The 12,964-nt window shown below is 47.6% G+C and carries 8 protein-coding genes; 6 read left to right on the top strand and 2 right to left on the bottom strand.

Translation table 11 applies throughout. The features are described 5' to 3' along the window. Positions 1 to 22: 22 nt before the first annotated feature. From GUA98_RS04135 to GUA98_RS04120, 4 genes are all read left to right on the top strand, one after another. Positions 23 to 1,618, top strand: coding sequence for an extracellular solute-binding protein (locus tag GUA98_RS04135; protein ID WP_153977724.1), 1,596 nt, complete (start codon positions 23 to 25; stop codon positions 1,616 to 1,618). Between the two features lie 81 nt (positions 1,619 to 1,699). Continuing rightward, positions 1,700 to 3,865, top strand: coding sequence for a beta-glucosidase BglX (gene bglX / locus GUA98_RS04130; RefSeq protein WP_193722123.1), 2,166 nt, complete (start codon positions 1,700 to 1,702; stop codon positions 3,863 to 3,865). 122 nt (positions 3,866 to 3,987) lie between these two features. Beyond that, a complete protein-coding gene (locus tag GUA98_RS04125; protein WP_153977726.1) occupies positions 3,988 to 7,359 on the top strand; it encodes a GH36-type glycosyl hydrolase domain-containing protein in 3,372 nt (1,123 codons plus the stop codon). Positions 7,360 to 7,509: 150 nt separating this feature from the next. Next, entirely contained in the window at positions 7,510 to 8,526 is a 1,017-nt protein-coding gene (locus GUA98_RS04120; protein ID WP_095359069.1) for a LacI family DNA-binding transcriptional regulator, read from the top strand. Between the two features lie 347 nt (positions 8,527 to 8,873). Here GUA98_RS04120 and GUA98_RS04115 read toward each other — a convergent pair whose 3' ends face one another. Both GUA98_RS04115 and GUA98_RS04110 read right to left on the bottom strand, forming a co-directional pair. Further along, complete coding sequence (locus GUA98_RS04115) at positions 8,874 to 9,938, bottom strand: phosphodiester glycosidase family protein (protein ID WP_193722122.1); 1,065 nt, start codon at positions 9,936 to 9,938, stop codon at positions 8,874 to 8,876. Next, complete coding sequence (locus tag GUA98_RS04110) at positions 9,935 to 10,345, bottom strand: uroporphyrinogen-III C-methyltransferase (RefSeq protein ID WP_095359067.1); 411 nt, start codon at positions 10,343 to 10,345, stop codon at positions 9,935 to 9,937. Before GUA98_RS04110 ends, GUA98_RS04115 begins: the two co-directional genes overlap by 4 nt. A 428-nt stretch (positions 10,346 to 10,773) precedes the next feature. Here GUA98_RS04110 and GUA98_RS04105 point away from each other — a divergent pair, with 428 nt between their 5' ends. Together GUA98_RS04105 and GUA98_RS04100 are read left to right on the top strand one after the other, a co-directional pair. Further along, positions 10,774 to 11,430, top strand: coding sequence for a response regulator transcription factor (locus tag GUA98_RS04105; protein ID WP_153977729.1), 657 nt, complete (start codon positions 10,774 to 10,776; stop codon positions 11,428 to 11,430). 140 nt (positions 11,431 to 11,570) lie between these two features. Then, the gene (locus GUA98_RS04100) at positions 11,571 to 12,794 is read left to right on the top strand and encodes a PLP-dependent aminotransferase family protein (protein WP_193722121.1); all 1,224 of its coding nucleotides are present in this window, start codon (positions 11,571 to 11,573) and stop codon (positions 12,792 to 12,794) included. Positions 12,795 to 12,964: the final 170 nt, after the last annotated feature.

The raw sequence follows: 12,964 nt of genomic DNA, 5'->3' as shown, positions 1-12,964 counted from the left end.
AACAAAACCATGGGGGTAAAACATGAAAACGAAGAAGAAGCTATCTGTACGATCACTCTTTGCCATCACCCTTAGTGTAGTCATGCTGATGGTGACCGCTTGTTCAAGCGAAGGTGCTTCGGGAAGTAACGAGAAAGACGAAAACGGAAACTACAAAGATAAGCTGGATATTTCCGTAGCAAGTACGATTCAACTGAAAGATGGCCAAATGGATAATGAGTTCCACAAATACTGGATGGACAAATTCAATATCTCTTGGGATTACAACTTCGTAGAGTGGGATTCATGGGGCGAGAAGCTTCGTCTGTGGATCAACTCCGGTGACCTTCCTGACGTAGCCAGCTGGAACTATGTTCACGGCGATGCCATGAACTACATCGACCAAGGTTTGCTCTACAAATTCCCGGATGACTGGAAAGAGCGCTGGCCTAACGTGGCGGCAGCTTACAAGCTGACTGGCCTTGGAGAGAAGCTGGAAGAATTGAAAGGCGGTACGTACATTCTGCCTAGACCTGTATATTTTGAAAACAAACCGGCAGATCCGCTGGTGAACCAAATTGGTGTCATTGCACTGCGTAAAGACTGGGCAGAAGCCGTTGGGTTCGAATTGAAAGATGCTTATACAACTTCCGAACTGATGGAGTACGCACAACTGGTTAAAGACAAGGATCCAGGTAAAGTTGGAAACAAACTTGTTCCTTTGTCCTACAACGCTGATGATGCATTGACAAACATCGTTGTTGCCAACAGCGAGCATGCTCGTGTGGAATCTGCTTTCTACAAAGGTGAAGATGGCAAATATCACTGGGGTCCTGCAGATCCTGAAACGCTTACAGGTTTGAAACTGATGCAAGAAGCTTATCAAAAAGGCCTGCTTAACCCTGAGTTCTATACTTGGAAAAACAGCGAAGGCAGCGACAATTTCAGAGTTAACGGTGTAGCTGCTGTGACAAGCCTTGGCGGTCTGGCATCTTACAGACAAGATATGGATACTCAAATGAAGAAAAACCTCGGTGTTGATAGCGATGAGCTGGTTCACACAGCGATCGTTGTAGGCGACGATGGCAAGTATCGTAACCTGGAGCAAGTAAACTACTGGTCCGCGACGATCTTCTCCCCGGATATCAGCGATGAGAAATTCGAGCGTATCATGGATCTGATGGACTACTCCATCAGTGAAGAAGGACAACTGCTTCTGAACATGGGCTTCAAAGACAAAGACTGGAAATATGGCGAGAACAACGAATTGGTAAGCCTGTTGCCTGAAGGTACTACGCTGGAAGATAAATATCCAAGCCGTTTCGAAGGTTTGTACCTGCTGGGTGATGATTTCAGCATGATTAACCCGGCGATCAAGCAAGAATATCGTGACAGAGCGGTTAAACACTTCCAAGATAAAGCGAAACTCGGAACTGAGGGCGGTGCACTCGCTACCTACGATTGGGATGTTCAATTGTATGATTCCAAAGCGAAAAACCAGGCTACATTTGAATACCAAAACGAGTATGCCAACCTGATTCTGAAAAGTGGCGATCTGGAAGCCAACTGGAAAGAATGGGTGAACAGCAAAATGTCACTGGTTCAACCAGTTCTGGATGAGCTGAACAATCTGAAGTAACATTCTGAACCCGGTGCGCGGTCTCTCCCCGAACGCAGCCGGGTTCTTTATTTCAACAGTATGTAGTGGAGGATAACGGATATGAATAATGAGCAGTTGCTTGACCTGGTCAAACAGATGACGCTGGAGGAGAAAACGGCGCAGCTTCTTCAATTGACCGCCAATTTTTACGAAGGGACAGATGCCCAAGGCCAGATTACTGGACCGATGGAAGAAATGGGGATTACAGAGCAATCTGTCGTTGCCAGTGGCTCCATCCTGGGCTTGTCAGGCGCACAGGCCATTATTGATGTACAACAAGCCTATCTGAAAAAAAGCCGTCTCGGTATTCCACTGTTGTTTATGGCGGATGTCGTGCATGGTTTTAAAACGATTTTCCCGATTCCATTGGCGATTGGGTGTTCATGGGATACGGATTTGGCTGAGAAAAGTGCAGAGATTGCAGCCCGCGAATCCGCAGTATCCGGCTTGCATGTAACATTTTCACCAATGGTGGATCTGGTACGTGACCCACGCTGGGGCCGCGTGATGGAAACGACAGGCGAAGATCCGTACCTCAACAGCCTGTTCTCGGCTGCTTTTGTACGTGGGTATCAGGGCGACAGTTTGAAAGATGAGCCAGATCGTCTCGCTGCTTGCGTTAAACACTTTGCAGCATATGGTGCTGCTGAAGGCGGACGTGACTATAACACGGTAGATATGTCCGAGCGCAATCTGCGTGAGTATTATTTGCCAGCATACAAAGCAGCCCTGGATGCAGGTGTCGAAATGGTGATGGCTTCGTTCAATACAGTCGATGGCATCCCAGCAAGCGGTAATGAAAAGTTGATGCGTGACATTTTACGTGACGAATGGGGCTTCGATGGTGTATTGATCTCAGATTGGGCTTCCATCCGCGAGATGATTGCGCATGGTGCAGCTGAAGATGATCGTGAAGCGGCATACCGTGCCATTCGCGCAGGCGTGGATATCGAGATGATGACCCCTTGTTATGTTAATCATCTGCCTGAGCTGATCCAGAGCGGTGAAGTGGAAGAGAAGCTTATCGATGAAGCTGTACTCCGTATTCTGCAGCTCAAAGAAAAACTGGGATTGTTCGACAATCCACTCCGTGCCGCTGACCCGGAACGCGAGAGTGAGATTGTATTCTCGAAGGAACATCGTCAGGTATCCTACGAGCTGGCAACCAAATCGGCTGTTTTGCTGAAAAATGATAACAGTGTACTTCCGCTTCAGCCGGAAGCGAATATCGCATTGATCGGGCCTTTTGCCCAGAGTGAAGACATTCTCGGCTGGTGGTCTTGTGAAGGCGTGAAGGCGGATGCTGTCAAGCTGGGAACGGCACTGCAGGACCGTCTGCAGCATGGACAGGTTCACATGGCCCAAGGAAGTGGCGTTCATACGATTACCTCCGAACAAATCGCTGAAGCCATGGAAACGGCGAGCAAAGCAGACCTTATCGTTCTGGCTCTGGGTGAAGATTCTGAAATGAGCGGTGAAGGTGGTTCGCGTACCGATATTCGTCTGCCAGCAGCTCAGCTTGAACTCATCAAACAGTTGAAGACGACAGGTAAACCGATAGCTAGCGTGATTTTTAATGGTCGTCCTTTGGATCTGCACGGTGTGTTTGAAGAATCTGATGCCGTTCTTGAAGCGTGGTTCCCTGGTAGTGAAGGCGGAGCAGCAATTGCAGATGTTCTCACAGGCGTAGTGAATCCATCGGCACGTTTGACGATGTCATTCCCGCAGTCCGTCGGTCAGATCCCGGTGTATTATAACCACTTCAATACAGGACGCCCTCTGAACCCGGAGAAAACGGAAGAACGTTATGTTTCCAAGTACATTGATAGCCCGAACGATCCACTGCTTCCATTTGGTTATGGCTTGTCATATACCACATTCGAATATGGTGATCTGGAAGTGTCCAGCCAGGAGATGACTGCTGATCAACCGATCAGCATCCAGATTCGTGTAACGAATACCGGACAGCGCGCAGGTGTGGAGACGGTTCAGCTCTATGTGCGTGATGTAACAGGTGAGGTAGTACGTCCAATGCGTGAGCTGAAGGGCTATACGAAACTCGCACTTGAGCCTGGCGAGAGTGGTACGGCTACATTTACGTTAAATGAGGAACAACTTCGCTATCATCATTCCGATCTGTCTTATCGCAGTGACAAAGGCACATTCCAGATTTTTGTCGGTCCTAACAGCCGCGATACGCTGGAAAGCACGTTCAAGTTGGTTTAATGAATGCGAGTTATGGCAAGTGAGTGATTGGATTTTAGCATAAAAATGCAGTGAAGCTGCACTGCCTTCTTCATGCTGCTTGGCAGGGGAAGAAGGCAGGATAGGAGGATATGGATAGATACATGAATACGATGACTAGATCGCAAATCAACATTCAAGCTGGCGAGCTGAACTTCACATTCTGGGAGAGCGGTGATCTGTTCCAGGCAGTAAGTGGACAGGCCATGATCAATCAATTAATGACAAGCCCGGTAGACGGGTCCATGAATAATCTCTATTTGCGTTTTCATGACGAATCCAGTATTCGTTATGTCCCAATGCTCGGCATCCATTCCGAGAGCCAGGTTCATCACGACGGAGACCGACTGGTGTGGGCAGGAAATGCAGAAGGTGTGACTTATCAGGTTGTTTTTGCACCGTCAGCTCGGGGAGTCTGGTTCTGGGATGTAACGGTTAACGGCCACGGGGAAAAAGTGGATGTCATCTACGGCCAAGACATTGGCATAGCTGACCCCGGAGCGGTACGAAGCAATGAAGCCTATCTTTCGCAATATATCGATCATGCCGTATTTGAGGATGACAAATGGGGGTATGTCGTAGCATCCAGGCAAAATCAACCGCAGGGCGGGGTATTTCCTTATGTGCAGCAGGGATCTCTAACTCGTGCTACGGGGTATTCAACCGATGGATTCCAATTCTTTGGCTTAAGCTACAAGGAAACGAATATTCCGGAAAGCCTGCTTAAACCCTCGCTCGCAAATGAAGTATATCAATATGAATTTGCATATACAGCCCTTCAGTCAGAAACTGTGGTTTTGAATGGCGAAGCCCGCTTTGTATTCTATGGCCTGTTCCAGGCGAATCATGCGGCAGCCATTAAGGAACTGGAGTATAAGGATGTTGTGGAGCAAGCCTGGAACGAATATGAAGCGAAAAGTACAGGGAACGGAGCTGCTGAAGCTAGCTCTGCCAACGCTTTGCCTAAAGTTTCCTTGAACCCGACTCTGGGTGAGCCGCTTCGTACTTTGGCTATGTCTGATGACGAAGTGAATGCCCTTTTCCCGGCTTCAACCAGACAACAGGAAGAACGTGCCAATGGCGAACTGTTGGCATTTTTCACAGACACTTATGAGCATATCGTCCTCAAGGAAAAGGAAATGCGCGTGGAGCGTCCGCATGGTCATATTTTGATGAGCGGAAACAATGTGAAACTGGGCGAGAATGTAATTACGACGACTTCCTACATGTACGGTATTTTTAACTCACACATCGTTGTGGGCAATACGAACTTTAACAAAATGATGAGCAATGCCCGCAGTGCGCTGAATATCGCGAAATCCTCCGGTCAGCGGATCTACGTAGAGATGGACGGAATCTTCCATCTGCTCACCATGCCGTCTCTCTTCGAGATGGGCTTCAACTATGTGCGCTGGTATTACAAAACGGATCAGGACACGCTGATTGTCACGAACTATACAACACTGGATACTCCTGAAATACGTTTGCATGTGAAATCGGAAAAAGGAATCGCTTATCGCTACCTGATCACCAATCAGATCACCATGAATGTGAATGAGTATGAATTGCCTGCCCGTGTCACCGAACAGAACGGTGAACTTCGCATTAAGGCGAATACGGACAGCCTCAGCGCTAAGGAATACCCGAATCTGGAATATCGCATGTCTGTGAGCGGAGCAGGAGTCAAAGTTGGCGATGAGACCCGACTGGCGAGTGGTGTGAATTCGGGTGACGGATCCATTTTCACCTTGCAGCTGGGGAGTACGGCTGAATGGACAATGACCATTCAAGGCCTGCTTGAAGGAGAGAGTGTGGTGTTGTCTACACGCAGCTTCGAGGAGGAAGTCGATGCTTATCGTGCCTTTTATGCGAAAGTCATGAATGGGTTCCATCTGTCGCGTCCTGGGAAGCCGAATGCAGAAGAGCTGTTCAAGGTCAATGCGCTTGCATGGTGGTATACCCATAATATGCTGGTCCATTACTCCGTTCCGCACGGTTTGGAGCAATATGGCGGCGCAGCTTGGGGTACACGGGATGTATGTCAGGGGCCGGTCGAATACTTTATGGCTACGCAGAAATATGAACAGGTCCGCGATATTTTGAAAATGGTGTATTCGCACCAGTATGAGGATGACGGCAACTGGCCGCAATGGTTCATGTTTGACCGTTACTTCAAAATTCAGCAGGAAGAGAGCCATGGGGATATCATTGTATGGCCGCTTAAAGTACTGAGTGACTACCTGATTGCAACCAAGGATTACTCCATTCTGGATGAAGAGGTTCCTTACACCGTTAAACATGGTTTCCATTTTAGTGAAGAGAAAGCATCGGTGCTGGAACATGCGCAGAAAGAGCTCGAATATATCCGCAGCCACTTCCTGCACGATACATTCCTTTCCTCGTATGGTGATGGAGACTGGGATGATACACTTCAACCCGCGAATGCCCAACTGAAACAGTATATGGTCAGCAGCTGGACCGTTGCCCTTACGTATCAAACACTGAGCCAGCTATCCAGAGCACTTGTGCCTGTGAAGCCGGAACTAGCGGCAGAATTAAGCAGCATGGCTGCAGGGGTGAAAAAGGACTTCAACAAATATATGCTGGATACCGACGTTATTCCTGGTTTCGTATATATGGAAGATCCAGAGCAAGCCAAGCGGATGCTGCATCCGGATGACAGCGAGACTGGCATTCAGTACCGTCTGCTGCCGATGACACGCAGCATGATTGCGGAGCTTCTGGAGCCAGAACAAGCAGCGTCTCACTATCGTTTGATTAAGGAAAAATTGTTCTGCCCGGACGGCGTGCGGCTTATGAACCGCCCAGCCCAATACGATGGAGGGGTAAGCACTCATTTCAAACGTGCTGAACAGGCGTCCAACTTCGGTCGTGAAGTTGGTCTGCAATATGTGCATGCACATATTCGCTACATTGAAGCCATGGCGAAACTTGGTAATCCCGAGGAAGTATGGAACGGCCTTGGCATCATCAATCCTGTGGGTATTCAGCAAGTCGTGCCTAATGCGGATCTCCGCCAGAGCAATGCTTACTTCAGCAGTTCTGATGGTAAATTTAACAACCGCTACGATGCGCAGGAGCAGTTCGATAAGCTTCGCACAGGTGAGGTTCAGGTAAAAGGCGGCTGGAGAATCTATTCCAGCGGACCAGGGATTTACATGAACCAACTGATCTCGAACGCACTGGGCATTCGTCAAGAGGAAGAGGATCTCGTCATTGATCCCATCCTTCCGGCAAGTCTGGACGGCCTGCACTTTGATTTCCAATATAACGGAAAGAATGTGACCTTTGTCTATCATCTTGGTGGAGAAACGGTACAACGTGTGCTGCTGAACGGCAAGGAACTGGAGACGACGAGACTGCAGCAGCCTTATCGTCAGGGGGGACTGCGTATTTCGCGTACAACCCTTGAGCAAGGTCTGGCCGAAGGTAACGTGATCGAGATTTACAGCTAAAAATGGTAGAAGAACACTGGGGTAACAGGGATCGAAAGATGATTCTGTAACCGGAGTGTATCAGATAAGGGTTAGTCCGTTTACCAACTATTCAAGAAGTCAGGTCCTCCAGCCCGGAGGGCCTGATGAAATAACAGGGGAGCGAAGATTGTGGTCAGTATCAAGGATATCGCCAAAAAGGCGGGGGTTTCAATCTCCACCGTGTCTTATGCGCTGAATGGCAGCAATAAAGTGACAGATGAGACCAGCTCCAAAATTTTGGCCATTGCCAAAGAGCTGAACTATGTTCCGAACGCTGCCGCTCGTACGTTGAAGAAAAGGGAGTCCAAAATTCTCGGTGTATTTCTGACAGACTTTAGCGGAGATGTATACGGGGATTTGCTTAGTGGAATGAAGACAGTTTGCAACGCTCAGGGCTATGACTTGATTGTCTGCAGTGGCAAACAGTCCCACCGGATGCTTCCGGAGCGAATGATTGATGGGGCGGTTATACTCGATCATACGTTTGCCAGCGAGGAGCTGCTGCAATATGCCGATCGGGGACATAAAATTGTCGTTCTGGACCGAGAGCTTCATCATCCGAATATCAATCAGGTACTGCTGGATAACAAGGCAGGAGCTACACTGGCGATGGAACATCTGATCGAGCAGGGACATACGAAGATATATGTCGTAACTGGTCCGGAGGGTTCATTTGACTCGGCACAACGGATGAAAGCGGTAAGACAAGTAACCGAGCGGGAAGCAAATGTGGAATGGATCGAGATTGTAGGAGACTTTGAGAAAAGTGGCGGAGAGCAGGCCGCTGAGTTAATTATTCAAGAGTATACGAGACCGGCTGCGGTATTCTGTCTCAATGACGAGATGGCTATTGGTCTGTGTAATCGCTTGGCCGAAAGTGAGCTGCAGATTGGCCGGGATATTGATGTCATCGGTTTTGACAACATTGAACTGAGCAAATATGTTCAACCAAGGCTGGTCACCATTGACTATTCCAAAAGGAAATGGGGTTCCCTTGCAGCGGAGCAGTTAATCAAAATTATTGCCGGAGAACCGGTGGATCATGAACGAATCTACGTTACATTGGTGGAGGGTGGTTCAGTTTGCAGACAGGTTCCACAAGATATCCCATTGCCTATTCGCCATGAACGGGTGGTTAGCTCTTGATGCGAGAGGATGACTACGTCAGTTGTATCATCACAAATAGCTTCAACGATGTCAGTGCTGTACCCCGAGAGACAAGGCTTAGAAGAATTACAGCATTCTTTTAAGCCTTGTCTCTTGGTATATGAACACAATAAAAAAGCCTCTCACAAGGAGAGGCTTGGCCATTAAAGGCCCTTGGTTTTGTCGTTGTTGTAGGCTGCAGTGAAAATGCCTGTCATGAACAAAGCAAGTACAATTGCAATAATCCAGAATGTCAATGAGAACGACATACACTTGCCACCTCCTGTACATTTAGCACTTTCTTCTATTATAACCAATAAAGGAAGAAAAGGAATGCCTATACAGAATCATTTGTAAAATAAAAAGTGAGTAGGTACAGGTCTGAGATTGCCGTCTGATGGATTGTTCACAACCCGATTGTTCAGGATTAGCGAGGAGGAGCCGCCGCCATCCAGATTGTAGGCATCCACTACGCCAAGTTTGTATAGACGACCCTGAAGCTCTTCTAGAGTCGCACCAGAGCTTCCGCTTTCGTTATATCCATCCACGACGATAATAAGCAGCTGATCATCCTTGTAATTGCCAATTACGGTACGTGGAGCCCTCTTGGGCGAAACCTTCCACTTAGCAGGAATGGCTGTTTTCTTGCCATTCTGAAGCAGGACAGGTACAAAAGTTGCACCGAACTGTGGTTTGAGGCGGTCCAGGGAGTTTTTATCAAAAAATTTGCCGCCTACCAGTTTGCCCGTATCGTTAAGTCCTACAAAAAACAGATCCTTGAAACTGGCTTGGAAGCCGTTCACATATTTACCGTCCATGACCGTTGTGCTGAGCGGGTATCGTTTGCCACCGCTATCCGCGAATCCGCCTGCATTAATTCCGGCGATTGCGCCATTTCGCTTAACGGCCTGCATGGTTGTCTCGGCCTTTCCAGGTTCACTGCTCATGGCCATTTTCATGGCCGTAGGGTCCTTCAGTTTAACTTTCATTGCGTAACCCTTATATGTGCCAGGGTTCACTCGATAGAGTTCAATCGTAAGCCGGTCACTGTTAACCCGTTCAATGGGAACGCCGAGCTTGGACGAAATACGCTGGTTGTATATCGTTTCTGGACGTGCGGCTTGTACCGACGCCGATTGAACAATGGTAGACATCGTACTGGTCGTACGATTATACAGCTCTGTCGTTCTTTTAATAGAAGAAGAAGTTTGAACGGCAGCTTCCTTGGCCCCAGCAAGCTCCTGGCGTATAGCCTGGGTCTGGGGAGTAATCGTTTCCTCTGACAGTCCGGAATGAATCAAATCCCCGGGTTCAAGCGGGGGGCGAAACAGCAGCAAACAGATGATCAATCCAATAAAAGGAGCAAGTGCAAGCATAAAAAAACGATTAACCTGTTTTACGGGTGTAATCATTTGAGCAGGTCCATCTTTTTCTGGAGGGTTTCCAGTTGCTTTTTGACTTCGCTCAGCTGGGTGTACAATTTATTGCTGTTATCCGTTTTGTCGCTTGCATTATCCTTAGTAAACGTCAGCAGCTCGTTGAAGGATTGAACTTGTCCCTGCAGGTCGGCTACTTCCTTCGATATCGTTGTTAGCTGATTTTCATAGTCCGCTTTTAGCGCGGCAATCTGCTGCTGATTATGGGCCTGAATCTGACTAAGCATCTGCTTCTGAAGATGGTTACTATAGTAGTAGGTTCCCACAACTCCCAGTGCAATGAGAACAATCCACATGACCAGAAAAAGCTTGACTGAAGATCCGGCCTTGCCTTTGGCGCTCCGGGTGTGATGGATGTCAGAAGGTTGAGCAGAAGGTTTCATATCATCACTCCTGGTTATAAATAGTTTAAAAAATACCAATCCTCATTCTATCATGCCACTATTGATTACGCAAAAATGAAATTCTTTAAGTAATAGGATAAAAAGAGATTGCATCGGATGGAAGTCCTAGGATACAATTTCTTATAGATGCAATAAGTAGGAACTTTGGGCAGGGTTTTCGACCTTTTTAGCTAGAGATACAGGAAAATTATACTATATTTTGCATGAGTGAGGCATATATATTGCAATGTCATGATGCAGTTTTGGTGAAATAAAGCAGTTGTATGGCTGTTCATCCATTTATTCATCATATTTCGACATCATTCGACTTTGCTTCTTCTATACGTGGACTGTCGCAAGTATGGTGATAGAATCAAGGCAAAAAAGTAGAAAAGTATTTGTCCAATACATAACCAGGGGGAACAATCATGAAAAAAGTATGGCAGGTGGTCATCGTAGATATCCACCCCACCAGCATGCTGGGTACCAAATTGATATTGGAAGAGCAGCAGGATTTACTTGTACGGGGAATGACCTCAACAGGTACAGAAGGACTAGAATTGGTGAAGATACATCAACCCGATCTTATTTTGATGGACTATCGGCTTCCTGAAGGGCAAGCAGATCCATATATTACTCAGATGAAGAATGCATCCGTGCATAGTCATGTTATTATTTTGACTGATGAAGACAATGTGAAGTTGTTTCGTCATCTTATGGGTCTTGGTGCAAGCGGCATGCTGTCGAAGCAGGCTTCCCCTAGCCAGCTGATTCACCTTATCTCCGGGCTGCGGGAGGGATGCGTATCCATTCCAATTTCCTGGCTTACAAGCACGGAATGGGCTCAGCCGACTGACTCTCCGGGAGAAGAATTTCTGGTGGAACTGACAGAAACCGAAACTTTTATCATGGAAAGAATTGTTCAGGGCGTAACCTATGATAAAATAGCCAGTGAGATTAACGTCAGCCGACGTTCCATTGATAACTATCTGCGCAAAATCTATGTGAAGCTGGATGTAAGCAGCCGCGCACAAGCTATTGAACGCTATGCCTTATATGCGAGACAGGCCAAGACGCTATCCTGATAACCGTTCTTCATTTATAAAGGTGCAGGATTTGAATCAGGAGGCGGGTCCAATCGTCATATTCGGCGCTCAGCAGGAATAGGTTGAAGTGGTTGTGGACTGCGAGCACAGTTCGGAATTGATGAAAGGGGAACGGACCGATGAAATATTTCTTCGCCTCCCGTACAAACAGGCTGTTGTCTTCACCACTCCGGGATATTCGTGAAATGTCTGGCCGGGATTATTTCATTTCGCTGGCCGAAGAGTTACCTGCAGAGGAATTATTTCCGTTCAAGCTGCTGGAAGAAGCAGCCGTATCTGTATTCAGTTCTGGGCCATCTGCTCTTCAGTATGGTGAGCCAGCAGGCTACAGGCCTCTGAGAGAGTGGCTGGACACCGACTGGAATATCCGAAAAGACATACGTACAGTGCCAGAACAGATTTTATTAACCACAGGAACCCAGCAGGCAATTGATTTGGTGATGCGTCTGCTGCTGGAGCCAGGGGATTCCGTATTGGTAGAACACCCTACCTCTCCGGGTTGTCTTGAAGTTTTGGAAATGCAAGGGGCCAAAATTGTGCCTGTCCTTGGCGATTCAGACGGCATATTGCCAGATCTATTGGAGCACCACATGCAGCAGCTTAGACCGAAGCTGCTTTTTGCTGCGCCAAGCTTCTCGAATCCGACGGGCGTGCTGTGGTCCATGGAACGGAGAGAGGCTGTGCTTGATCTGTGCTCTCGTTACGGGGTTTTGCTTGTTGAGGATGACTCGTATGGAGAGCTCCACTTCGACGGTCTGGAGACGGCAGACTTCTATCGCAGGTTTCCTTCGTTATTTGCGCTAGATACTGCTGATCAAGGCGGGCATGTACTATATATTGGTTCGTTCAGCAAAACGGTTGCACCTGCACTGCGCACGGGCTGGGCCGCAGGACATCCTGCCTTGATACAAGCCATGGCTTCAGTCAAGCGGATTGCAGATGGACAGTCCAGTCCAATGAATCAGCGGTTATTATATCAGCTGCTCGCCCAGTCTCCATTTAAATGGAGTGACCATCTCTCCATGCTAAACCGGGAGTACAAAATCAGACTTAAGCTGATGCTTGAGCTGCTCAAAAGGCCTGGATGGAAAGGGGTTCAATATACCATTCCCAAAGGAGGCATGTATCTGTGGATTCAACTTCCCGAGGGGTTGGATAGCGGAGCACTGCTCAAAGTGGCACTTTCCAAAGGTGTGTCCTTTCTGCCAGGTTCTCTCTGCTCCACGGGTGTCCAGGATCACCGCCACATTCGATTGAATTTCAGTCATCCTGGACGCGACGAGCTGCTGCTGGGCATGAACCTGATCAGTGAAGCCATCTCAGAATTCACTGCTCGCAATTAGCAGCATGATACAGAGAGCGAGAGTGGGCTTTCTTCAAAAGAAAGTGAGATCTGCAATTCCTAAGTAAATAGATGAAATTTTGTTGAACAAATAAAAAGAGTTCATAACCCAAAGTAATTACCTTATTGCATCCACTAACATTTTTATATATAATATGTATTAATGAGTTG

This window comes from Paenibacillus sp. P13VS (assembly GCF_015143645.1).
GTDB classification, from domain to species: Bacteria; Bacillota; Bacilli; order Paenibacillales; family Paenibacillaceae; genus Paenibacillus; species Paenibacillus xylanilyticus_A.
The sequence above is the reverse complement of the archived record's forward strand: the minus strand, read 5'-3'. Positions and strand labels throughout refer to the sequence as shown.

Bases quoted from the DNA above. Each gene is read 5' to 3' on its own strand.
- GUA98_RS04100 (WP_193722121.1), top strand. From the start codon at position 11,571: ATGAAATATTTCTTCGCCTCCCGTACAAACAGGCTGTTGTCTTCACCA.
- GUA98_RS04115 (WP_193722122.1), bottom strand. From the start codon at position 9,938: ATGATTACACCCGTAAAACAGGTTAATCGTTTTTTTATGCTTGCACTT.
- GUA98_RS04125 (WP_153977726.1), top strand. From the start codon at position 3,988: ATGAATACGATGACTAGATCGCAAATCAACATTCAAGCTGGCGAGCTG.
- bglX (WP_193722123.1), top strand. From the start codon at position 1,700: ATGAATAATGAGCAGTTGCTTGACCTGGTCAAACAGATGACGCTGGAG.
- GUA98_RS04105 (WP_153977729.1), top strand. From the start codon at position 10,774: ATGAAAAAAGTATGGCAGGTGGTCATCGTAGATATCCACCCCACCAGC.
- GUA98_RS04135 (WP_153977724.1), top strand. From the start codon at position 23: ATGAAAACGAAGAAGAAGCTATCTGTACGATCACTCTTTGCCATCACC.
- GUA98_RS04110 (WP_095359067.1), bottom strand. From the start codon at position 10,345: ATGAAACCTTCTGCTCAACCTTCTGACATCCATCACACCCGGAGCGCC.